Genomic DNA, 22,164 nt, shown 5'->3' on the forward strand with positions numbered 1-22,164 from the left:
GGCGCGGCGCGAGCCGCGGGGTGTGACTGCACGCGTGAGTCGCCTGGCCGTTCGCTTTGTTTGTGCAAAAGACGTGTGTCCGGGCGGCGCCGTCGGTGAACAGCATCAGCCGCGCGATAGGTGCTCGTCCGTGGGAGGGATTGTTCCGCGCGGAGGGGTCGGGGAAAGAACGTCGCTCAGTGAACGGTTACTGCAGGATGGTTTTGCTGTGTCATAATGCATATTCAAAAAACATATGCCGAAGACATTTTGCGCGTCTCTGTTGCCGTTGGCGCCAACTTTTTGGGAAAGAAGATCATGCACCACGAAACCACCAACGCATCCTTCCATCCTCGCTCTGCCTTCCGCCTCAGGCCCCTCGCATTTGCCCTGGCCGCCCTGCCGCTGTTCTTTCCCGCTGTGGCGCAGGCACAGGCCGGTATCACCAACCTCGGCGCCCTGGGTGGGACGAATTCGGGCGCCACCAGCGTCAGCCTCGACGGCGCCGTGGTGGTGGGCGCAAGCACCATCATGGCCGGTGACCAGGCCGATCGGGCCTTCCTCTGGACGCAGGATAGCGGCATGATCAACCTCGGTACCTTGGGCGGGACGCATTCGGAAGCACACGGTGTCTCTGCCGACGGGGCGGTGGTTGTGGGCGGGTCGGATACGACCAACGACGAGGCTTGGCGCGCGTTCCGTTGGACACGGGACTCGGGCATGGTGGATCTGGGCACCTTGGGTGGGGCGAATGCGTATGCCCATGCCATTAGTCCAGACGGAACGGTGGTGGTGGGTTGGGCCGATAAGAGCGACGTGCAGCATCGCGCGTTTCGCTGGACGCAAGACGGCGGCATGGAAGATCTGGGCACACTGGGCGGGCTCTGGTCGGTTTCCGAAGGCGTCTCGGCCGACGGCGCGGTGGTGGTGGGTGGCTCCCTTACGGCCGGCAATGAGGCTTGGCGCGCATTCCGCTGGACGCAGAACACGGGCATGGTAAATCTGGGGGGCATCACGGGCAGGACGCATTCGCAGGCCAACGGCGTCTCCGCCGATGGCGCTGTGGTCGTGGGCGGGGCCTTCGATGCAGGCAGAGTGATAGAGGAGGGGGAGCTTGACTACGAGCTCGGCGTGAGAGAAAACGTGCATGCCTTCCGCTGGACGCAGGACATCGGGATGGTGGATCTGGGGACCCTGGGGGGAGCGGAGGCGAATGCCCATGGCGTCTCCGGCGACGGTGCCGTGGTGGTGGGCTGGGCCTTGACGGCCGGCGGGAGCCAGCGAGCCTTCCGCTGGACGCAGGACGCCAGCATGCAGTCGGTGGAAGACTGGCTGCGCGACGCCGGGGTGGCTGTGCCTGTGGATATCACTCGAGTGGCGAATGCGACGAACGTCGACGGCAGCGTGGTGGTCGGCGTGCTTGCGAGCGGCCAAGCCTTCATCGCCCGCGTGGCCGACAGTGGCAGTGGTGGTAATGGTGGTAATGGCGGCAACGGTGGCGGCCTGATTACACTGCAAGATCTGCAGCAAAGTCTCGCCGACACGTCGGTGGGCAGCGGGATGGCGCTTTCCGCCGCCGTCACGGTACTCAACGGTGCCCACAGCCGTCCGTTGTCGCGCCGCGTGGATGAGGGGCAGCGCGCCTTTTGGCTGGCTGGCGACTGGGGGCGGGACGGCCACGGCGCCCGTTCCGGAGATCTCGGCCTTGCTGAAGTCGGTTTCGGCAAGAATTTCGGCGCAGCGCAGGTCAATGTTTCGCTCGGCCAGACCTGGGCAAAGCAGGATCAGGCGCACAACGGCCGGACGAAGACCGCCGGTACCTACGTGCTGGCCCAGGCGCTGATCCCGGTCTCGGGCAATCTGTGGGGAGCCGTCGGCGCGTATGTGCATCGGGGTGAGGCGGACATGAGGCGCGGCTATCTCAACGCTGGGGCGCAGGATTACTCACGAGGCACGCCAAATGTGAACACCTGGGGCCTGCGCGCGCGCCTCGAATGGGACCAGGCTTGGCATGTCGCCAATGCCGATGTATTGCCCTACGTCGATCTGAGCCATGCCAAGGCAAGGCTCGCCGCCTACACCGAAACCAGCGGCGGCTTTCCAGCGCGCTTCGACAGCCGCAAGGAAAAGGCGACCGAACTGCGCCTCGGCGTGAATGCGGCCAAACTACTGGGGAACGGCTTGAATCTCATCGGGATGCTCGAAGCTGCGCACCGCTTCGAGAAAAACGGCCCGCGCAGCTCGGGTCAGGTGATCGGTCTGTCGGACTTTGGCCTCGATGGACGGAGGAACGACCGGAACTGGCTGCGCCTTGGCGTGGGGGTGGAAGGTAAGCTGGCCGGTGGCCGCGCATCACTCATGCTCAACGCCACCACCAAGGGCGAAAAGTCGAACGCATGGCTGGCGGCGAATTGGCAGCACGCGTTCTGAGGAGCGTCGACGCTGATCGCGAAGCAGTTCATGCTTGGAATTGAGTCTTTCGAACTCGATTGCTCCAGAGGGCATGTAGCGGCTTGTTAGCGAATGGTGTCTTGAGTGTCTGCACCAGCAGAGACGGTACTGGCATTGTTCAGTAGTCGGTCTCGATCTTCCTGCCGGTGCGCTTGTCGAGGTACCAGCCTTTGCGTACAGGTTTTCCGTCGAGTATTTTGGCTTCGCGGAAATCACCTCCTGCGAACGAGTGCACGGGCGCGACATACACGGCCTCGCCATACTCATCGCGCTTCTTCGGGTCAAACCCCGGCCTGCGCTCGATGTCCCAGCCGAGCAGCGTGCCCTGTTCGCTCATGCGGAACTTCAGTCGGAGGTTGCCGCGCGGGTCGCGCTTGAGCTCGTCGATCAGTGCCTGTGGAATGCGCGAGCCGACCTCGAAGATCTCGTCGCCGATGATGTTGCCGGCGTAGAGCGCTCGACCGTCGGGTACGAACTTGCTGGAGTCCCGCCACACGACGCGCACCCGTTCGGGCACTGGCTGCGAGAGCACCATCTTGGTTTGTGTTTGTAACCGTTGCCCCCCCTTTTGGTAAAACGGGTACTTCGCATCCTCCGGAAAGAACTCGACACCGAGAAACTCCTGCCCGTCCATCGCATCGACCACCAGCTCGAAGCCCGGGCGACCGAACCTCTTGAGCATGCGTTCGCGGCTCTCCAGGTAGCGCGCCTGCTCGGGGGTTGTCGGCTTGGGGGCCGGCGGCGGCGAGCTGCGGCAGCCGCTCAGCAGCACGCAAGCGGCCGAACCCAGCACAAGGCGTCGTCTCGTCAAGTTCATCTCGCTGTATCTCCTTACAATCCATATCCGTTACTGGGATCACGCAGCCACTCCAGGTAGCCCTGCATGTCCACCGTGCCGGTGACGTTGCCGAGCTTGCGCGGGTCGAGCGCCGTGCCCTTGCCCAGCTGTTCGACCTCGCGCGGCAGCCAGGTGATGTAACTCAGCGTGTCGGCATGGACCATGCCGCCGTTGTCGAAGCCCATGGTGCGCTGGCTGCCACCCGAGGTGGCACCGCGGACCTCGCGGTCCTCGGTGAAGACGTAGTCGATCCAGGGGATGTCGCCGTGGGTTACCTCCTTGGGAACCAGGACCCGCGGGTCGCCCACACGGATGACGTTGCTTTGGTCGTGCAGCACGACGGCGTTCATCGGAATCGGTGGTACATCCTTCATGGTCACGCCTGCATTCTTTGCCTGCTGCACCATCCAGTTCAGCGCAACTCGCGACAGTCCCTGTTCGTCGTCCGGGTAGCCGCCGCCTATGTCCGCGTGCGCGCCGATGAAGCCGCGCTCGATACGGATCTGACCCTGGGCGGTGCTGCTCGCCCCGATCGATTGCAGCGGGAATCCGCCCCAGTGCATGCTGTGCGGCTTGGGATTGCGAAGCGAGTACTCCCCGATCGCCCCCGAGCGGTGCTCATTGAGCGCCACCGCTTGCGCGACGTAGGCGAACTCGCCTGGTATGCCGAGGTTGTAACCCGTGCCGCTGAAGTTGGTGGAGAGCACGGTGTCGAAGAGGCCCATGAAGCGGAAGTTGACCCACTGGCAGCCCGGCTTGCCATCCTCGGTGGTGTACTTATAGTAAGTCTTGCCATTGAGCACCACCGAGCCGGCCACGATGCGGTTTGCGAAATCGCGTGCCTGAGCCGCGCCGCGGCTAAAGCCCACGATGTCGATGTCCATGACCTTGTTCTTGTCAAACGCGGCAGCCTCGTCCCGTATGTACAGCATCATCCGATCGATGCGAGCCGGTCCCGAGTAGTTGCCGCCCATGTCGTTGACGTAGACGGGGTCCCCGGGCGTGAGCCACCAGAGCAGGGTGTGTGTCGCGTAATCTTCCGGTCGGATGTGGCCGTGCTTGTCGTCTCGATGCACCGTGCCGACGCCGCTGACGTAGCGGGCTCTGCCGTTATCGTAGGCGTTCCGGAAATGGACCACATTCGTGAACCCGTCGCCCCCCATTGCCGGATCGTTGCGGTCGTCGCTGTTGCCCGTGCCATCGAACGCAAACAGGATGAGCCCGTCCGGATCGATGAACCGGAGCGGGTTGTACGCGACGTAGGCGTAGGGGTTGGGCCCGTCCGGGGTGCCGAGTGGATCGGGGCTGAGGTACTGGCCTTGTTCCGGGTCGTAGTAGCGTGCGCGGTTGTAGTGCAGCCCGGTCTCGGCATCAAGGTACTGGCCGGGCAGGCGCAGATTGAGAGTGAAGCCGCCCGAGTGGACGTTGGCCGCCCCGAAGGGCGCGTAGTGCGCACGCCACAGCACTTGGCCTTGAGTGTCGGTGGCGAGTTCCGGCGCGCCGAGGTGGTTGCCGTGCAGCCAGACGATGCCTTTGGAGCCGGCGAGCCAGCTTTGAACGAGGCGTATCAGGTCGCCGATGATGCGGGCTGCGGTGCCTTGCGCAGCCGGCGTCGGCGCGGCGCCTTGGGGCCGGTCGATGACGGCCACGGGCAGATCGGCCAGCCACACGTACTGGCGCAGGATGCGCCCGTGGGCGTCGAACTCGGCCAGCGGCTGGCGCGCTTCGTCGTAGAGGGTGTAGCGGGTCTGGCCGTTTGCATGCTTGACGTTGCGCAGGCCACGGTGGTCGTAACCGTAGCGTGCCAGCGTCTTGCCGTGCTCGCGTACCTCGACCAGGCGGCCGCGGGCGTCCCAGTCGTATTCGCGGCTGCCCAGTTGCTCGGGTTGGCCGCTGGCGCTGTAGCGGGCGGGGGGGCGGTCCGCATCGATGCGTCGGTGGCTGCCGGGCTCGAAGGCGCTACGGCGCGTGCCTGCGCGCAGCTCGGCTTGTGAGCCGACGTCCTGCTGGCTGAGCACGCGGCGCTGGGTCGGGTCGTATGCGTAGCGCCACACGGCCTGTTCGGCCAGCGCCTTGTCTTGCGCGTGCCACTCGACCGAGACCAACAGCTGGTTGTGCCGGTCGTAGGCGTGGCTATGCCAGGTGGGCTGCGCACCGGCGTGGGCTGCCTGCTGGCGGCTATGCAGCAGGTTGCCGCGCGCGTCCCAGACGTAGCGGTGGTCCAGCAGTGCCGAGGGATCTTCGGGAAGGCCCAGGGCGCCCGGCAAGAGGGCCGCATCGGGGTTTGCCTTGGCGGAGGAGTTTGCCGCCATGGATGCGTGACTTTGCGTGCCGTTCGGGGATTGAGCGCGGGCGGGTGCAATGCCGAGCAGCCTTTCGATTACCTCCTGTCGGCTGAGCCCAAGCTGCACGGGATCCGACGGGTAACCGGCCAGGCGCACCTGCTCGGGTGTGCGGTGGCGATGTACCACCCGTGCCAGTACGCCTTCGCGGCTGCGCTGGTAGAGGGTCTGGATACCGTTGCCGGCGGAGTGAGCGCGCAGGCCCGCGAGGTCGCGCTCGAAGTCGCTCGCGATGAGTTGCTCGCGTTCGAGCTGGCGCAGCCACGGCGTCTGGACGCTGCCAAGCATGAGTGCGACGACCTGGCCCTGGCCGTTGCGCTCGTAGCGCAGGCGGCTGCCGTCGGGCAGGGTGGTGGCGACGAGCCGGCCGACCTCGTCGTGCTCGTAGCGGGTGACTGAGGTCAGCTCGCCCTGTTCGGTGGCGAGTCGCACGATGCGCGCGCTGCGCAGGCCACGCGCGTCGTATTCGTAGCGTTCGCTCTGAGTGGGATGAACAAGTTCGATCAGACGCCTGCCGGCGTAGCGCCAGTGGGTCGTTTCCTCCTTGTTCGACGCAGCGTCGGTGATGACCTGGCGCAGGATGCGGCCTTGCGGGTCGTATTCGTAGCGGGCGAGGTTGCCGCGCGCATCACGCATCGCGGCGATGCGATCGGCGGCGTCGAGCTCGCGCAGCACGGTCCCGGTGTCGGGGCTGCGCCGCCATACCTGGCGGCCGAAGTCGTCGCGCAGCGCTTGCACCTGGGTGGCCTGGGCGAGCTCATGCGGAAGTGGGGATATGCGCGCCGGCACCGCGTGTTCGAACCCGAGGGCGTCGATCACGCGTTCGAGTTGTCCGTGCTCGTCGTAGCGCCATTTCAAGCTGCGCCCGGCGTTGTCCCAGGCGTGTGCGAGCCGGCCCCGGTCGTCGTAGCGACGGTGCCGTGACTGCGTGAGGCTCGCGCTCTGGAGCGTGTGCTCGGTCAGGCGGCTTTCGGTGTCGTAGGTGTAGCTGCTCAGCACTCCGAGGGCGCTGGCATGCCACAGCAGGCGGCCCTGGGTGTCCCACTGCCGGCGCCAGCTCGCGGCAGCTTGGCCGAGGTGCGCTTCCTCGGTCGGGTTGCCGAGTTCGTCATAGTGGATTCGCTGCTCGAGGGGTATTGACCAGCCCGGCCCCCGGCTGCGTACGCTCGTGATTTGCTGGCGTGCGTTGTAGGTGAATGTGGTCTCGAAGCCCTCGTCATTGACCACACGTCGCAGCAATCCGGTCTGGGGGTGATGCTGCAGCGCGCTTTGCAGCCCGCCGGGCTGCGTGAGCCTGATCACGAAGCTACCGTGAGTATCCCAGTCGAGGCGTGTGACATCCGAATCACCTGGATCTCCATTGGGCCCATTGGGCAGCGGCCCGTCGATCTGGGCGAGCAGGCTGCGGCCGTTGACCGCGGTGTAGGCGTAGGTGGTGGTGCGGCTGATCGGCGTGGCCGCCTCGGCGGAGGCAGCGGGCTCGCCGGCGGCGTCCAGTGGGCTGAAGCCGGACTCGGTCACTTCGATCCGCTGGCCGTGGTCGTTGTAGGTGAAGCGGATCTGGTGTTCCTTGCCGGGTATGACGCTGGGCCGTGCGATGAGCACCGGGCGGGGGTTCGCGTCGGTGTACGCGTAGCGGGCGAGCAGCCGCGCAGGCAAGGGCTTGCCGCCGGCGTAGGCGATATGGCTCTCTCGGAGAACGCGGCCCAGTGCATCGCGCTCGATCCTCGTGGAGGCAAGCGGGCGGGCGCCCGGATCGAGGCGGGTGATCTCGGTCAGGGCGCCGTAGCGGTCGTATGCGTAGCGTACGTTCGTCTCGCCACAGCGCGCGCAGCCTGGGCCGATGGCTTCGAGCAGGCGCGGTTCGCCGTTGATGCGCGTGTGGCGGTAGCGGGTGGTCTCGCCCAGGCTGTTGGTGAGTTCGGTGCGGTCCGGGGCGCTGAAGCGCAGGTCCACCTGTTCGATTCCGCTGCCACGCAGCAGTTGGCCTGACGCGTCGCGCTGTCGCGGGGTGCCGCGCACGCTCATTACCGCGCGGCCGGCAGCGTCGTAGGCATAGGTCGACAGGCGTTGGGCGTCGGCGGCGGTGCCATCAGGGCGCTTGCCGACGACGGTGATCCCTGTGAGATGGTGGGGCCACCCGGGTGCGGACTCGCCGATGTCGGCGCCGTAGTGATAGCGCCGGGTTGTGCCGTCGGGCAGCGTCGCGGCGACCAGGTTGCTCAGGCCTGGCAGGGTGCGCTCGTTCTGGTGCGAATAGGTAAAGCGCCCGAGCGGGCTGGTGATGGCCACGACGCCACGGAAGCCGCGGCTCCTGCGTGGGGCGTACTCGAAGTTCAGGCTGCGTCCCTGCGGGTCGGTGACTTTCATCAGTTCGCCGTCGAGACCGCGTGTGAGACTGAGGAATTCGCCGCTTGGCAGACGGATCTGCACGAGCTTGCCGCGCGCATCGAAGTCGAGCTCGCGACCGTCTGGCCAGGTCCAGCGATGGCCTTGCCTGTTCGGGGATTGTGGGGAGCGCAGGGCAATGACCGTCCCGCGCGCCGGGTCGGCGTGGGAGTACCGGCGCCCGCCCGCGTCCGTTGCGGTAAAGCTCAGGTGCTTGCCGTCGGCCTGGATGATGAGCAACTGGTCGCCATTGGCGTGGAGGTCGGTCTCGTACGACAGCCGCCAGCCGCGACCGAGCAGCCCGAGCTGCGAGTCTGTGCCGGCCTGAGCGCTGTTGTAGTGGCGCACGATCTCGAGACCGAGGGGGCCGGGTAGCGCGGGCAGGTCGGTCTCGTTCTGGTACTTGTTGCCGGTGATGACGTCGATCGGGTTGCCGGCAGCCCGTCCGACGCCGTCCGGTTCGTCCTGGCTGGCGGGGGCCGCTTCAGCGCATGCCTGCGCGCCGCCAGGGTTTCCGCCATCGGAGGGGGTGCAGCTCGTATCGCTCGGGCGCGATTGGGGCAAGGACGAGCCACCACCGTTCGTAGACAGTTGCGCACCGCTGATCAGGGGCATCGCCAGCAGTAGCGCCAGCAGGGCACGGGCGACTGCGTTGCGTACGTGGGCAGGGGAGGCGGGCTTGAGGGCGCGATTCATTCGTGTTGATGCGTCGTCATGGTGTCTGAGCGGGTGCAGGCCTGCTTCGCAGCCAGTCCGAGGGGGCCTCGCAAGAGGGAGGTGATCCACAGCCCGGGTCGGTCAGCGGGTTGCAGTCGTCCGGAAGCGGCTCCTCGTCGGGATCCTCATCCGGCTCGGCTTCAGGTGGCGGCACGCTGGTGCACGCCGGGTCCGTCACCGGGCACAGGGGCAGCGTCGGTCCGTCTGGCGGTGGCCCGGGGTCGGAGGGTTTGCCGGCATTGCCCGGACCGGGGATGGAGGCGTTGCCGGCCTCGATGGCGGGCGATTGCATGCGCATGACGGTGTGGGCGACGACCGGGATGCGGCCCTGGGCGAGGAGGCTGGTGCGGAAGGTGTCGCGGTCGGCGGGGTCGAGCAGTGCGCTGGCACGGGCCATGAAGGGGCCCGCGAGCGGGATCTGCTTGCGGACCGGGATGCCGTAGGTGATGCGCAGCTTGAGCAGGTTGGCGTCGTGCAGGCTCTGGCCGCTGGCGTTGGTGGCAGGGTTGCGGCTGCAACTGGGGCGGTCGGTCGGACACTCGAGGTGGGCGATGTGGGTGTTGGGGATGACGCGCGCGGACAGGCCCAGGCGCGTGGCCAGGGCGGGGCTGTGGTAGTCGTCGAAGCTCTCCTTGGTCGGCGAGAGGATCTCGATGCGGGCGAAGGGCGATTCGGCCAGCGCGCGGGCGCGCGACGCAGCGAGCTCGTCAGTAGTGGTGCCGCCGCCGTGGTAGCCCGTCATGGCACGATCGAAGGCGGTCCGTATGGCCGCGGGGCGGGCGCTGTCGACGGTGCCTGCGCGTGCGGCCTCGAAGGTGGCGTAGTTGAGCTGGCTCTTGGCATGAAAGAGCAGCGCGTATTGCATGAGCACGAGCAGGATGAAGAGCAGCAGCGGGCCGACGACGACGAACTCCACCAGGGTGGCGCCGCGCTCGCGCCTGCCGTGGGGCGCGGCGAGTCCAGGCCGTGCGCCCGCGGCGAGGTCGAGGCGCATGCCCGCGACGAGCCCCAGCCGGCGCGCCTCGCCTGCGCCCAATTCGAGCGTGTGGCGGGCGCTGGCGCAGGCAGTGGCACGCCAAGGGGGTAGCGCCTCGACCACTTTGGCGATGCGCTCGTCGGCGTCGATGAAAACCACGTCGATCGGGTAGCGCATGAATGCGGTGTGGACCGCAGCGCAGGGGGTGATGAGCAAGGCATGGCCAGGCGCCAGGGCGGCGGTGCCGAGGAGGCCGCGCAGGCGCGCAAGGAAGTGCTCGGCGCGGCGGATGTTCAGCGGCTCGACGCTCAAAGCCCGGCCCCGATGAACTTCATCACGATCGGAAACATCAGGATCGCGAACACGCAGGGGAAGATGAAGAACAGCAGCGGGAAGAGCAGCTTCACGGGGGCCTGCATGGCCAATTTTTCGGCTTGCGCGAAGCGTTCGGTGCGGCGTTGTTCGGCCTGGGCGCGCAGGATGGGGCCCAGGCTCATGCCGGTGGCCTCGGCCTGGATCAAGGTGGTGACGAAGTTGGACACCGCGGGCAGGTCGAGGCGGCTGGCGAGCTCGCGCAAGGCTTCGCTGCGCGCCTTGCCGGCGCGCACGTCGCGCAGCAGGCGGGCAAACTCATCGCGCAGCGGCCCGGCGGGCCCCTTGGCGACGGCCTGCGCGATGGCACTGTTGAGGTTGAGCCCGGACTCGACGCACAGCGTGATGAGATCGAGCATGAAGGGCAGACCCTTGAAGGTCTGCCGGCGGCGGCTCTGGATGCGGTCGCGCAGCCAGGCGAGTGGGAAGAAGGTGCCGAGCGCGAGCCCGGCCAGTGCCGGCCACTGCGGTGCGAGTGCAAAGCCGCCGGCGAGCCAGCCGCCGAACCCTGCGCACAGCAGCCCCCAGATGACGCGTCCGGCCATGAACTGCGCGGGGTCGAGCGCGTAGTCCAGGCCGGCCAGGCGCAGCTGGCCCAGGCAGGCCTGCTGCTGGCGCTCGGGCAGTAGCGCGCGCAGATAGTGCGCTACCCACTGGATCGGCCACCAGACGATGCGGTAGGCCGGCGGAGGCGCATCGAGCCACAGCCTGTCCTGGCGTGGCACGGCCGCGGCGGCGCGCGACAGCAGCCAGGCGACGAGCGCCACTGACAGGCCCATGGCGAATGCCAGGCCACCCACGACCCAGCGCGGCTCGAACGCGGACAACAGGGGCGTTGCAGACGGACTCATATGTCGATGCTCACGATGCGACGGATGAGCAGCACGCCGGTGAGCTCCATGACCAGCACCACGGCCAGCACGGCCCAGCCCATGCGCGTCGTCCACAGCAAGGCCATGGCCTCCGGCTCCATGCGGGTGAGCACCCAGAGCAGGAACACCGGCAACAGCCCCACGACCCAGGCCTGCAGCTTGCCCTGGGCCGTGAGGGCGCGGATCTTGAGCTCCATGGCATGCTGGCTGCGCAGCGTGGTGGCGGTACGTTCGAGTGTCTCGGCCAGGCCTCCGCCGGTCTCCGAGGCGATGCGCATGGCCGACACCATGAGCTTTACCGGCTGTGCAGGCACCCGCAGGGCGAGGTTCTCGAGTGCATCGTCCAGGCTGACGCCCAAGCGTTGTTCGTGCTGCAGCAACAGCAGTTCCTGCTGCAGCGGTGGCGCCAGCTCGCTGCCGACCTGGCGGATCGCTGCCGGCAGCGACAGGCCCGCGCGTGCGGTGCCGGCCAGCATCTGCAGGGCATCGGGCAGTTGTTGCTCGATGCGTTCGAGCCGGCGCGTGCGCAGCCAGCGAAAGATCGCGCCGGGCGAGATCGCGAGCAGCAGGGCGACGATGAAGGCCAGCGCGAGGCTGCCGCTGGCCAGCCAGGCCGCGCCTGCGGCGAGTACGGTGAGGGCCAGGTTGAGCGCATAGAGCCGGGCCGGATCGATGAACAGGAATAGCTCGCGCAGGTGAAAGCCGGTCTCGCGGGTGAAGCGGTTGCGCCAGGCATGCAGCAAGCGTGGGACCAGATCGGCCAGTGCCCATACGAGCAAGGCCACGGTGAGGGCGACGATGAGCAGGACGAGGTCGAGCTTCATGCGTCGCGCGGTCCGTCGAAGAGCGCCAGGTCGAGTGCAGCTCCGGCGCCGGCCAGCGTCTCGTAGAAGGCCGGCACTGCATTGCAGGCGCAGAAGCGGCCCTGTACGCGCCCGTCGCCGTCGCGTCCAAGCTGGTCGTAGCGGAAGAGCTCCTGGATCTGGATGCGCCCCGATTCGGTGCCGGCGACTTCGACGATGCCGGTGACTACGCGCCGGCCGTCGGGCAGGCGCGCCTGCTGCACGACGATGTCGATCGCCGAGGCGATCTGTTCGCGGATGGCTGACAGCGGCAGATCCATGCCGGCCATCAGCACCAGGGTTTCGAGGCGGGCGAGGGCGTCGCGCGGGCTGTTGGCGTGCAGGGTGGTGAGCGAGCCGTCGTGCCCGGTGTTCATGGCTTGCAGCATGTCCAGCGCCTCGCCCCCACGGCACTCGCCGACCACGATGCGGTCGGGACGCATGCGCAGCGCGTTCTTGACGAGGTCGCGGATGGCCACCTGGCCGCGGCCTTCGGCGTTGGGTGGGCGGGCCTCCAGGCTGATCAGGTTGGCGTGGGCGAGGCGCAACTCGGCGGCGTCCTCGATGGTGATGATGCGTTCGCCGTCGGGGATGAAGTTCGATAGCACGTTGAGCAGCGTGGTCTTGCCCGAGCCGGTGCCGCCCGAGATCAGCACGTTCCTGCGTTGTTGCACGCAGACGCGCAGGAACTCGGCCATCTGCGCGCTGATCGCACCGAGCGCGACGAGGTCGGCGTGCGAGAAGAGCTTGCGGCCGAACTTGCGGATGGTGAGCGCCGGTCCCTTGATGGCAAGCGGCGGGATGATGGCGTTGACGCGCGAGCCGTCCTTGAGCCGGGCGTCGACCATCGGTGACGCCTCGTCGATGCGCCGGCCGATGGGGGTGACGATGCGCTCGATGATGCCCATTACCGCGCGCTCGCTGGTGAAGCTGCCGGGGTGGCGTTCGAGCCGGCCGTGGCGCTCGAGAAAGATTTCGTCGTGGCGGTTGACCATGATCTCGCTGATGGCTTCGTCGGCGAGCAGCTCATCCAGTGGTCCGAGGCCGACGGCCTCGTTGAGCACGTCGCGGCGCAGGCTGTCGCGGTCGATGCCATCGGGCAGGGCGGTTTCCTTGTCGATCAGCTCGACGAGCAGGGACTCGGCTTCGGCGCGCAGCTCGTCGTCGCTCATGCGTACGAGGTCGCGGCGGCGCAGGTCGATGGCGTCGAGCAGGGCTTCGTGGATACGACGGCGCCAGTACTGGTCGGGCGTGGCGGCGGTACGTGTGCCAGGACCCGCGGCTGCGGCCATTGGCTGGGGCGCGTGTACTTGCGTTGTGTCCGCCGCATGCGCTGCGGGGGCGCCGGCGGGTGTGGGCTGAAGTTGGTCGGTGACGATGAGGGTGAAGGGGCCGACCACGATGCGGTCGTCGGCGGCAAGCGGGCCGTGCTGATGTACGCGCACGCCATTCACGCTGGTGCCGAAGAACTGGCCGAGATCCTGGATGAACAGCCCGGCTTTGGTGCGGTAGATGCGTGCATGCTCGCGCCCGACCTTCCAGCCGGGAAGCTGCAGCCGGCATTCGCGCCCCTTGCCGATGACCGCGGAGGTCTCGCTGATCGATTCGATGCGAGGGGCGCCTTCGGGCTGGAGAATGGTGACCTGGAACATGGCGTCGGCCCCGCTCAGTTGTAGAGCGGGTCGTGCGTGCCCGGAATCGGTCGGTCCTCGACCGGGGCGGCGGGCCACGGGATGGCCGACAGGTCGGGTTCGGGTGCGCGCGGAGCGTCTTCCAGGCGCTGACGCGCGCGCAGCATGCTCTCGGCCTGCTGCAGGGTGTGCCTATCCACGGCGTAGGGCGTGACGAAGACGACGAGCTCGGTCTCGTTGTTCTGGAAGCGGCGCGAACGGAACAGGGCGCCAAGCACCGGGATGTCGCCGAGCAGGGGCACCTTGTCGATGGAGGCATTGACGTCGCGGCTGAGCAGCCCGCTGAGCACGATGGTGCCGCCGTCCATGACGTTGAACTCGGTTTCGGTCTTGCGCGTGCGCAGCGCGGGGCCGGCAGCGCTCATGACGGAGGGGTCGAGGTCGCTGACCTCGCTCATGATGCGGGCGCGGATCACGCCGTTGTGATCGACGGTGGGCGAGATCTCGAGGCGGATGCCATAAGGTTTGAACTGGATGGTGGTGCCGTTGATGTTGCTGACGCTGTAGGGGAACTCGCCGCCGGCGAGGAAGCTCGCCTCGGCGCCGCTGCGGGTGGACAGGATGGGTTGGGCGAGGATGCTGGCCGAACCGTTCTGCTCCATGAGGCGCAACTGGGCGTTGAGCCCGGCATTGAGCGCGGACAGCACGTTGAGGCTCGAGCCCAGTGGCACCGGGTTGCCGCTGCCGTCGGGACTGACGATGGGCGGGGCGTTCTCGGCGCCGGTGCGAACGTCGATCTGCAAGGGGGTGTTGCCGCGCCGGCCGGGCATCCAGATGCCGCCGATGGCTGCGCCGCCGGTGGCGGTCCAGGCCAGCCCGACCTCGCGCAGCATGTTGACCGGGAACTCGGCGATCTGCACTTCCATGACGATCATCTTTTCCCAGCCGACCGGGTTGGCGAAGTTGAGGATCTGCGGGTAGTGCTTGGCGAGCGCTTCGATGCGGGCCTGGTCGCGGTTGCTCAGGTTGTCGCCCTCGATGACGATTCGGTCGCCGATGACGGTGCTGCGTGCGTTCGGAATGTCGGCGAGGAAAGCCGCGATCTCGCGATTCACGCGTGGTGTCTCGGCGGCGACGACCGTGACCTTGAGCCGGCGGTTGCGCCCGTTGGCTGTCCAGATGTGCAGGGATGAGGTGCCGATCTCGTTGGCGATGAGCAGGATCTCGCGCTCGTCGAGCACCGCCGCCGACAAGGCCTTGCCGTTGCCTACGGCCAGGCGGCCGACGTTGGGTTCGGTGATGACCCGCGTCTCGCCCTGGAAGAGGGTGAGCTCGGGCATTTCGGCGCTGCGGCTGGCCGATCCGGTAGCCGGCGCGGCGCTTGCCGCCGCGGTGGTCAGGCAGCAGAGCGCGAACAGGCGAAGCAGGGTGTGGGTGAGGAAGTGCATCGGGTCGCTCGGCGCGTGGCGAAGGTGGAGGGGGATCGGTAGCGGACGGATCGCGGGGAGGCGTCAGTCGAGGGGGGCTTCCCGGTGTGGTGTGAGTTGCAGGCCGTTGGTGATCGGGCCGCCGCCATAGATGACGGGGACGCTGCTCACGCTCCGGCTGTCGCCCTTGGGGAGGCCAAGCAGGGCATGGGTGTCGGTGATGAGCGAGGACACCGGCGAGTGGTCGCCGGGCGCTCGCAGCAGCGCCGTGACACGGCCGATCTCGCGCGCGGCGATGACGCGTTTGGCGTCTTCGGGGTTGGTGTCGAGGGTGATGGTGGTATAGCCGCCGTGGCGTCCGTCGGCCCTGGCGCTCTCGGCGTCGGCCTGGCTGCCGGTGGCGAGCACCGCTACGCTCTGCAGCAGAGTGAAGGTGTAGTTGCGATGGGCGTCGCGTATCGAGACCACGATGTCGATACGGTCCCCCGGTTCGACCATGCCCGACAGTGAGCTGATCTCGTCGACCGGCACGGTGACCGCGCGTTGCCCGGTTTGCAGACGGGCCGAGAAGCTGGGGGCACGGTTGCCCTCCAGTTGCGCCCACAGGATGGGTTCGCCGATCGCCGCGGGGTGGGCGAGTGCCGAGCCCTCTGCGCGACTGAACTGCTCGGGTGTGATCGCACCGGAATGCGCCCAGGCGCGCGGGATCTCGCGCACGGCAACGGTTTCGGGCGTGATGAGCGCGCCGCCTGACAGGTTGGATTTGGCGACGATCAGGTGGACCGTGTCAGCGTCTCGATCGCGGGCTTCGATCTCGGCCATGCGGCTGGACAGGTAGTTGCTTGCGGCAAAGGCGGCGATACCGCCCAGTGCGAGGGCGAAGGCGAGCACCACCCAGTGCTTGCGGGCGCGCGGCGGCGTGTTGGTTGGCGTCATAGCGGCAGTGAGATGAAGGCGCTCAGGCGGTTGAAGGCGGTGTGGATGGCAGTGAGCAGGGTGTCGACCACCGAGCTGTCTCCCGCTCTGCCAAAGCCGATCAGCATCGCCAGTACGAGGAGCGCGACGAGGTACTCGGTAAGGGCCTGGCCGCGTGTGCAGGAAGCTGGGGGGCGAGTCATGGCTGGCGTGAGAGCAGGGTGAGGACGGCGTGGGTTTGGTTCTCGTGCCGCATCAGGACGAGCTGCGCCTGGCCGGAGGTGCCACCGAAGTGCTGCAGCAATGCGCCGTTCCTGCCCCTGACCGGCGGGCTCTCGGGATGCAGGCCGCGGCGGGCGAGTGTTGCGGACAGTCGATCGAGGTTGACCCGCAGGCTATGGGTATTGGCCAGCACGAACTGGCGCGAGGCGATCCCGCCGTCGGCTGATTCCATGTCCGAGAGCAGGGTCGTACCCGCCGGTATGTCGAGGCCGAGAGGCCTGCCCGCAGCCGCGCGTGCGCCGTGGCTGTCCGCCACTGCCACCAGCGCTTCGCTGCCGCCATCGGGCAACTGCTGCAGCGTGATGGTGATGAAGAAGTTGCCGCGGCCTTGCGCCAGCACTTGGGCGCCACCAGCCTGCGATTCGGCATGCGGCTGGCCGAGCACCTGCCGGTAGTGGCTGGCGAGGGCGTCGACGGGGAGCGCGGCCTGTACGCGTACGATACGCATCGGCGTGCCATTGATGCGTATCTGCCCACCGACTTCGTCGATGTGTGACTCTCGCGGGTGTGCGAGCGTCGGCCAGGCTGCTGCCAGCTCGCCCGCCTGTGACGGGACTGGGCTGGCAAGGGAAAGGCAGACGGAAAGGAGGCAGGCGAGGAGCAGGCGTTTCACGCCCAGCGGCGGGATGCATGCCCGGTCGGCCGGCATCTGCGCGGGTGATGCGACGACAATGGACGTGACGGCTGCAGGCAGGGTGCGCAGGTTCTTCATCGCATGCGGTCTGCGGGGACGATGTCAGGGTTGATGCGGCCGATGTCGGGTAGCTGGCTACCCTCGAGCACGGCGGCGAAGGGACGAAGCGCCGAGACGAGCGTATCGAGCGGGCCGAACGGGAAGGGGCCGACGGGATTCCAGGGTTCCCGGCGCAGGGCGCTGCGCACGGCTGCCGGGCCAGCGGCCGTCCATGGGTCGACCAGCACCGTGGCATGACGCTCGATCGACAGACCGAGTGCGTCGAAAGGCGCAAGGCCGGCAACGTTCGCGACACCCACCCGCAGCCTGGCTGTATGCAGGTTGCTCTTGTCCAGGCCCATGCCCGCCGCGAACACTGCACCCACCGGTTGTGACAGTGCCTGGCGCCGGCTTTCTACGCCGACGTGGGTGGAGAACACCGGCAGCAGTGCGCCACCGCGGTGGTCGGACCACAGCGGATTGCGGTCGGCGCTGACGTCGCCAGCCACGTCGCCGGTCTTGATGGCAGCCGAACTGGTGCTGAAGAATCGCCGTCGTAGCTCGTCTGCCAGCACGGCGTCGGGTTTCCATGGCTGGAGGCTGCCGCCGTGGCGGACCGTGCCCTCGAAGGCGGCATAGCGGGCGGCGGCCGCTGCCGCCTGCGCGATGTCGAGCTGTTTGCCGATCAAGGGCACGATCAGGAGCAGGGGCAGCAACACCAGCGCCAGTGCCAGGAACTCGACGCTGGACTGGCCGCGGATGCGGGCGCGATCAGCGGGTTTGGGCAGCATCGCCCGCGTCCTCCTGTGGCTCGAACACGTTTGCCGGCAGATCGATCGGTCCTTCGAAGCGCACCACCCGGACCTCCAGAACGCGCTCCGTGCCGTCGCTGCCGGTGCTGATCACCTCGGTACTGAGGCTGTCGTCGATGGGCATGCCGATGCCCTCGGGGAGTACGCAGCTGCGCACCTCGACCGGCGGCGGGCTTTGCACCCAGCGGCACGATCGGCCGGCGATGCGATCCTCGCGCTGTCCGGCGGCGGGCTTCAGTGCCGCCTCGCCTGCGGTCGGCACGGCGGGTGCCAGGCTGTCGAGGGACAGGGCATCACGCAGCAGGGCGGCCGTGTCGTGCTCGAGATGCGGCATGGCTCTGCGGCGCCACGGCTGGGGCCCGCGTACGGGGTCGATCTCGCGGTTCAGCACCGTGCGCTGCCTGGGGCCGAAGTGGCTGATCCTGGTGGTTTCGCGCACGCGCACCTCGTAATGGCAGCGCGAGATTGCGACGAGTTCATGGTGGCGCTTGACGACCGAAGACTTGCGCACGCCCGGGTGGTGGTGCTCGATGACCTGGTAGGTGCCGACCTTGTCGAGATCGCCGCCGAACCGGAACGCGACACCTTCGCGTTCGCAGGCGGCGCGCAAGCCGGGGAGAACGGCCTGCGCGGCCTTGCGTGCAGGAGGAACGCTGGCTTCGCGATGAATCACGTAGCCCCCTGGAAGCGTGCCGATGGCCATGGCATTGCCCGCAAGAAGAAGGGTCACCGCGACGATGCTCGCCGCTGCGATCGGATGGTTCGGGACGGGAAGGCGGCAGGTTGCGGCCAGCAGCAGGTGGATCCAGGCCATCAAGGACCGTTGGGGCGGGAATGACATGACGGTGGGGCTCACGGGAGCTGGACGCTGCCTTGGCGCAGTTGGGCCTGGGCGCGTTCGGCTGCGGATACGGGCGCAAGGCGAGCCTGCCAGTAGGGGTTGAACAGGCTGCCACGCTCGATGCGGCCGGGATAACGGGGGTTGCCGGTGTCCGGACGCTCGAAGAAGACTTCGACGCTTGAGATTGCCGCGCTCGTGCCGGCAAGCATTGCGCCGTCGAAAAGCTGCAGCCGCCCAGTGGGCTTGACGCTGCTTGTGCCGCCGGAGAAGCGCTGGGTCGAGCCGGGCTTGGTGACGCGGATGCTGAGGCGGGTGCGCGGACTGTCCGCAGCCAGGGCCCGGTCCGAGAGTTCGCGGAAGGTCGGTACGGCGCCGCCGCCCAAGGTGCTGGCGGGAAAGCCCCGGGCCATGCCCGAGGGTGAGTCGGCCTGCCTGCTCGCCCGGGGATTGGTGGGGCGCGACCCAGCATAGTCGTATGCGCGGTCTGCCAAGCTGTCGGCGGATGCGGCCGTGCCATAGCCGATCGGCCTTTCGCTGCGTCGGCAGCGCAAGCGGCGGCTGAAGCGATGGTTGTGAGCGGAGAAGGTGTCCATCGACTTCCAGCCGTCGACCAGGCCGATCAGTTCGGTGCTGCCGCGCTTGCGCAACTCGATGCCATGGCAGAGCACGACGACACCGAAGTTCCAGTTGCGAGTGCGCAGGAAGGCCTCCCGGTCGTCGTTGACCAGCCTGCCCATGCGCTGCCTTTCGGCGCGCGAGGCGTAGTTGCGGGTGAAGCCGAGAAAGTCGTCGGTGAGCGGGATCGGGTCGACGACGGCCTGCGGGTCGTTTTCCTGGGCGATGCGCCGCATCAGCACGAGGCGTCCGGCAAGGGCAAGGCTGTCGCCCGGGCCGTGCATGAGCTGCTGCGACAGCGCCAGCGCCTGGATGGCTGCGTCATGGTTGGCGACGGTAACCGCAAGGGCGGGCGTCAGGGTGTCCATGATGTCCTCGAAACGCTCCATGGCGCGGGCGAGCGCAGTGCCGACGCCTGGTATGAGGTGCATGTAGGGGCCGATCGTGGCTGCTGATGTCCCCATGTACCTGGCCCACGATGCCACTGCGACCGCCTGCCCGATCGCGGCCTGGTTGGCGACGATGGCGCGGTTGGCGTAGGCGTCGTAGTTGAGCATGCGTGCCTCGAACACGCCGGCGCTGTAGGCAACCGCGTCGGCCGTATTGGTGAGGCGGAGCTTTTCCTGCACAAGCTGCCCGCTGTTGAAGAGGAAGAGTGCGGTGGCCGCGACGGCAAGGACCAGCAGCAGCCCGATCGGGAGTGCCTGTCCGCGCTGCCTGGGCGTCATGGGCGTATGCGGTTCTGTCCGCCTGCCCTTGTGCATGTCCGTTCGGCGTCCGCGCTGTGCGCCGGGTTACTTGCCGACCTGATTCACATAGGTGTCCAGGGTGTGCTTCTGGTTGCCGACTGTCTGTGCCTGACCGGCCGCCGTCTGGGCCGCGCTCTTGGCGGTGCTGCCATCCTTGCCGGAGAGCTCCTGTGCGATGGCCGCCGTCTGGTTGCGCACCGTCTGGCCGAAGTACTGATACACGGCAATGGCGGCGATGGCGATCATGGCGACGATGATGATGTATTCGGTCATGCCCTGGCCGTGTTGAGCGGGTTTGCGCACGAGGCGGGGTGTGTTCTGGAGAGGCTGCTGTGCAGGTGCTGACATGAGTTTGCCGTCCGGTGATGACTTTGTAATGATGATGTCAAATGAGAAATGCGTAGTCAATATGTCATAAGAATTTTTAGCGTGGGATTTTCGTTGGCTCGCTATCCCTGCGAGTACCAAGAAGGGGGTGGGCGGTCGAGCTCGCATGGCATTGAAAGGTGTCGGTTTTTTTTACACATATTGACTTCGATTCTGGTCGCCGATCCTCAAGTGACTGATCGCTATACGGTGGAACGGATATTGCTATGTCGTGCCGCGACACGTATTGAAAATGGATGAGTCATTTATGATGAAGGCGCTTTCGAAATTCGCTGTGCTCGCGGGTTGCAGCATTGCGTTCAATGCCAGTGCGGCCCTGATCGATCGTGGCAATGGGCTGATCTATGACGACGTGCTTGATGTGACGTGGCTGGCTGACGCCAATTACGCGCGCACATCCGGTTTCAGCGCAGACGGCCGGATGAGCTGGAATGCTGCGACGGAGTGGGTCGAGAGCCTCAGCTACCAGGGCTATGCCGACTGGCGCCTGCCGCGTACGCTGCAGCCCGATCCTTCCTGCGAGTTCAACGATGCGCTGGGCGGCATGAACCTGAGTTACGGCTTCGGGTGCCTGGGGAGCGAACTGGGGCATATGTTCCACGTCAACCTGGGCGGGCAGCCCGGTGGCGGGCTCGACAGTGCGACCAATGCCGACGCGCTTGCCCTGTTGGTCAATGTGGCACCCGCTGCGTATTGGTCCTCGACGGTTCTGGAGGCCTATCAGGACTACGCGTGGCTGTTCCTGCTCTGGAACGGTGATCAGGATTACAACGCGGTCGAGGAGTCCGAGCACTGGTATCTGGCCCTTCAGCCCGACGGTAGTTATGACTACCTCGATTTCGGACTTTTTGCCTGGGCGGTGCGGGATGGGGATGTGACGACCCCGCCAGGCGGGGGGAGCGTGCCGCTGCCGTCGTCGTTGCTGTTGCTGGGGAGCGCGGTCGCGGGGCTGATGACTTGCCGGCGCCGATCGAGCGCCGTGGCGCTCTCCCGTCCGGCCTGAACGCCGGTTGGCCCTTGTGTTGCGCCTGAGCGGGGCGCTGGATACATGTTCAGCGTTGCGCTCCGTGTGCGCGCAGCAGGACCTGCTGCCGAGGTTTCCCCTTATGAAATGTGTTCGTGCGGCGCTGGCCTCGTTCTTTCTGGCCGGAGTGTCGCTTGAGGCGTATCCCGCCCAGTCTGCGGTTTGTCTGCTGGAGCCGCGCCAAACGGTCGAACTGGCGAGCCCCGTTACGGGGCTGCTCGCCCAGGTCAACGTTGCCAGGGGCGAGACGATCCGCAAGGGGCAGGTACTTGCGGCGCTGGATGTGCGGGCAGAGCAGGCCGCAGCAGAGCTTGCCCGCTTCCGTGCGCAGCAGCGCGGACCCGTCGAGTTGGCCGAGCGCAAGGTGGCATTTTCCCGCCAGCGCTTCGAGCGTCGTCAGGCGATGGCTGCAGAGCGGCTGATTCCCGAGCAGGAGCGCGACGACGCCGAGGCCGAGCTGCGGCTCGCGGAGTCCGAACTCAGGGTTGCCAACGAAGAGCGCCAGAGTGCGCGTCTCGAGCTGGCGCAGCATGATGCCCAGTTGGCCTTGCGCACACTGCTCAGTCCCTTCGATGGCGTGGTGGTTGCGCAGCTTGCTTACCCGGGCGAGGTGGTCGAACCCGGCTCGACAGGCAAGGGCATCCTGAAGATCGCGCAACTCGATCCGCTGCGCGTTCATGTCGTGCTTCAGAAAGAGGCTTTCGGCACCATCAATGCCGGTGATGTCATCGACGTGGTCCCCGAGATCCCGGCAGGGGCTCGCTACTCGGCGCGCGCAGTGAGTGTCGATCGCCTGATCGACGCTGCAAGCGGCACGTTCGTGGTGCTGCTCGAACTACCCAACCCTGAGCTCGCTATTCCGGCTGGGGTGAAATGTCGGGCGGTGCTCTCGCCACCTTCCGCTCCGGCACAGTGAGCCGATCCCTTTCCATCTTCCATTGCTTGTCCCGCGCTGCTTACAGCGGTGCCGTGCTTCGCATGAGCACCGCGCGGGCTTGCAGAAACGCCATTAACCGAACCCCGGAGTCGCC

At 67.1% G+C, this 22,164-nt stretch carries 17 protein-coding genes; 3 read left to right on the top strand and 14 right to left on the bottom strand.

Features of this window, described 5'->3' with window-relative positions:
- Positions 1 to 216 precede the first annotated feature (216 nt).
- Positions 217 to 2,409, top strand: a complete 2,193-nt coding sequence (locus B447_RS00095; protein ID WP_051018738.1) for an autotransporter domain-containing protein — start codon at positions 217 to 219, stop codon at positions 2,407 to 2,409.
- A gap of 139 nt (positions 2,410 to 2,548) precedes the next feature.
- Here the strand turns inward: B447_RS00095 and B447_RS00100 are convergent, their stop codons facing one another.
- The 14 genes from B447_RS00100 to B447_RS00165 all read right to left on the bottom strand — a co-directional run bounded on the left by B447_RS00100 (position 2,549) and on the right by B447_RS00165 (position 19,995).
- Positions 2,549 to 3,247, bottom strand: a complete 699-nt coding sequence (locus B447_RS00100; RefSeq protein WP_002935427.1) for a hypothetical protein — start codon at positions 3,245 to 3,247, stop codon at positions 2,549 to 2,551.
- A gap of 14 nt (positions 3,248 to 3,261) precedes the next feature.
- Positions 3,262 to 8,694 carry a DUF6531 domain-containing protein gene (locus B447_RS00105; RefSeq protein ID WP_002935433.1) on the bottom strand — a complete coding sequence of 1,811 codons (5,433 nt, stop codon included), beginning with the start codon at positions 8,692 to 8,694 and terminating at the stop codon, positions 3,262 to 3,264.
- A 16-nt stretch (positions 8,695 to 8,710) separates the two neighbouring features.
- A complete protein-coding gene (locus B447_RS00110) occupies positions 8,711 to 10,003 on the bottom strand; it encodes a DUF192 domain-containing protein (protein ID WP_002935434.1) in 1,293 nt (430 codons plus the stop codon).
- The gene (locus tag B447_RS00115) at positions 10,000 to 10,914 is read right to left on the bottom strand and encodes a type II secretion system F family protein (RefSeq protein WP_051018739.1); all 915 of its coding nucleotides are present in this window, start codon (positions 10,912 to 10,914) and stop codon (positions 10,000 to 10,002) included. Before B447_RS00115 ends, B447_RS00110 begins: the two co-directional genes overlap by 4 nt.
- Complete coding sequence (locus tag B447_RS00120) at positions 10,911 to 11,759, bottom strand: type II secretion system F family protein (RefSeq protein ID WP_002935436.1); 849 nt, start codon at positions 11,757 to 11,759, stop codon at positions 10,911 to 10,913. Before B447_RS00120 ends, B447_RS00115 begins: the two co-directional genes overlap by 4 nt.
- A complete protein-coding gene (locus B447_RS00125; RefSeq protein WP_002935437.1) occupies positions 11,756 to 13,429 on the bottom strand; it encodes an ATPase, T2SS/T4P/T4SS family in 1,674 nt (557 codons plus the stop codon). The genes B447_RS00120 and B447_RS00125 overlap by 4 nt, the downstream gene beginning before the upstream one ends.
- 14 nt (positions 13,430 to 13,443) lie before the next feature.
- Positions 13,444 to 14,856 carry a type II and III secretion system protein family protein gene (locus B447_RS00130; RefSeq protein WP_002935439.1) on the bottom strand — a complete coding sequence of 471 codons (1,413 nt, stop codon included), beginning with the start codon at positions 14,854 to 14,856 and terminating at the stop codon, positions 13,444 to 13,446.
- 63 nt (positions 14,857 to 14,919) lie between these two features.
- A complete protein-coding gene (gene cpaB, locus B447_RS00135) occupies positions 14,920 to 15,771 on the bottom strand; it encodes a Flp pilus assembly protein CpaB (protein ID WP_002935443.1) in 852 nt (283 codons plus the stop codon).
- Positions 15,768 to 15,953, bottom strand: coding sequence for a hypothetical protein (locus B447_RS00140; RefSeq protein ID WP_002929251.1), 186 nt, complete (start codon positions 15,951 to 15,953; stop codon positions 15,768 to 15,770). Before B447_RS00140 ends, cpaB begins: the two co-directional genes overlap by 4 nt.
- Positions 15,950 to 16,744 carry a hypothetical protein gene (locus B447_RS00145; protein WP_002935445.1) on the bottom strand — a complete coding sequence of 265 codons (795 nt, stop codon included), beginning with the start codon at positions 16,742 to 16,744 and terminating at the stop codon, positions 15,950 to 15,952. Before B447_RS00145 ends, B447_RS00140 begins: the two co-directional genes overlap by 4 nt.
- Complete coding sequence (locus tag B447_RS00150) at positions 16,741 to 17,496, bottom strand: hypothetical protein (protein ID WP_002935446.1); 756 nt, start codon at positions 17,494 to 17,496, stop codon at positions 16,741 to 16,743. Before B447_RS00150 ends, B447_RS00145 begins: the two co-directional genes overlap by 4 nt.
- On the bottom strand, positions 17,477 to 18,358 hold the full coding sequence (locus B447_RS00155; protein WP_232431391.1) for a hypothetical protein: 882 nt from the start codon (positions 18,356 to 18,358) through the stop codon (positions 17,477 to 17,479). The genes B447_RS00150 and B447_RS00155 overlap by 20 nt, the downstream gene beginning before the upstream one ends.
- An 11-nt stretch (positions 18,359 to 18,369) precedes the next feature.
- Positions 18,370 to 19,701 carry a pilus assembly protein TadG-related protein gene (locus B447_RS00160; RefSeq protein WP_002935450.1) on the bottom strand — a complete coding sequence of 444 codons (1,332 nt, stop codon included), beginning with the start codon at positions 19,699 to 19,701 and terminating at the stop codon, positions 18,370 to 18,372.
- Between the two features lie 66 nt (positions 19,702 to 19,767).
- Positions 19,768 to 19,995 carry a hypothetical protein gene (locus B447_RS00165; RefSeq protein WP_002929272.1) on the bottom strand — a complete coding sequence of 76 codons (228 nt, stop codon included), beginning with the start codon at positions 19,993 to 19,995 and terminating at the stop codon, positions 19,768 to 19,770.
- A gap of 361 nt (positions 19,996 to 20,356) precedes the next feature.
- Here B447_RS00165 and B447_RS00170 point away from each other — a divergent pair, with 361 nt between their 5' ends.
- A complete protein-coding gene (locus tag B447_RS00170) occupies positions 20,357 to 21,112 on the top strand; it encodes a PEP-CTERM sorting domain-containing protein (protein ID WP_002935454.1) in 756 nt (251 codons plus the stop codon).
- Positions 21,113 to 21,215: 103 nt separating this feature from the next.
- The gene (locus tag B447_RS00175) at positions 21,216 to 22,049 is read left to right on the top strand and encodes an efflux RND transporter periplasmic adaptor subunit (protein ID WP_002935457.1); all 834 of its coding nucleotides are present in this window, start codon (positions 21,216 to 21,218) and stop codon (positions 22,047 to 22,049) included.
- The last annotated feature ends 115 nt before the right edge of the window (positions 22,050 to 22,164 follow it).

The organism is Thauera sp. 27 (genome assembly GCF_000310125.2).
GTDB classification, from domain to species: Bacteria; Pseudomonadota; Gammaproteobacteria; order Burkholderiales; family Rhodocyclaceae; genus Thauera; species Thauera mechernichensis.

What these genes read in the sequence shown, in the direction of transcription:
- B447_RS00150 (WP_002935446.1), bottom strand. Translation starts at nt 17,496, where the DNA reads ATGCTGCCCAAACCCGCTGATCGCGCCCGCATCCGCGGCCAGTCCAGC.
- B447_RS00155 (WP_232431391.1), bottom strand. Translation starts at nt 18,358, where the DNA reads ATGTCATTCCCGCCCCAACGGTCCTTGATGGCCTGGATCCACCTGCTG.
- B447_RS00175 (WP_002935457.1), top strand. Translation starts at nt 21,216, where the DNA reads ATGAAATGTGTTCGTGCGGCGCTGGCCTCGTTCTTTCTGGCCGGAGTG.
- B447_RS00140 (WP_002929251.1), bottom strand. Translation starts at nt 15,953, where the DNA reads ATGACTCGCCCCCCAGCTTCCTGCACACGCGGCCAGGCCCTTACCGAG.
- B447_RS00115 (WP_051018739.1), bottom strand. Translation starts at nt 10,914, where the DNA reads ATGAGTCCGTCTGCAACGCCCCTGTTGTCCGCGTTCGAGCCGCGCTGG.
- B447_RS00145 (WP_002935445.1), bottom strand. Translation starts at nt 16,744, where the DNA reads ATGAAGAACCTGCGCACCCTGCCTGCAGCCGTCACGTCCATTGTCGTC.
- B447_RS00125 (WP_002935437.1), bottom strand. Translation starts at nt 13,429, where the DNA reads ATGTTCCAGGTCACCATTCTCCAGCCCGAAGGCGCCCCTCGCATCGAA.
- B447_RS00170 (WP_002935454.1), top strand. Translation starts at nt 20,357, where the DNA reads ATGATGAAGGCGCTTTCGAAATTCGCTGTGCTCGCGGGTTGCAGCATT.
- B447_RS00120 (WP_002935436.1), bottom strand. Translation starts at nt 11,759, where the DNA reads ATGAAGCTCGACCTCGTCCTGCTCATCGTCGCCCTCACCGTGGCCTTG.
- B447_RS00105 (WP_002935433.1), bottom strand. Translation starts at nt 8,694, where the DNA reads ATGAATCGCGCCCTCAAGCCCGCCTCCCCTGCCCACGTACGCAACGCA.
- B447_RS00165 (WP_002929272.1), bottom strand. Translation starts at nt 19,995, where the DNA reads ATGACCGAATACATCATCATCGTCGCCATGATCGCCATCGCCGCCATT.
- B447_RS00100 (WP_002935427.1), bottom strand. Translation starts at nt 3,247, where the DNA reads ATGAACTTGACGAGACGACGCCTTGTGCTGGGTTCGGCCGCTTGCGTG.
- cpaB (WP_002935443.1), bottom strand. Translation starts at nt 15,771, where the DNA reads ATGACGCCAACCAACACGCCGCCGCGCGCCCGCAAGCACTGGGTGGTG.
- B447_RS00160 (WP_002935450.1), bottom strand. Translation starts at nt 19,701, where the DNA reads ATGACGCCCAGGCAGCGCGGACAGGCACTCCCGATCGGGCTGCTGCTG.
- B447_RS00130 (WP_002935439.1), bottom strand. Translation starts at nt 14,856, where the DNA reads ATGCACTTCCTCACCCACACCCTGCTTCGCCTGTTCGCGCTCTGCTGC.
- B447_RS00095 (WP_051018738.1), top strand. Translation starts at nt 217, where the DNA reads ATGCATATTCAAAAAACATATGCCGAAGACATTTTGCGCGTCTCTGTT.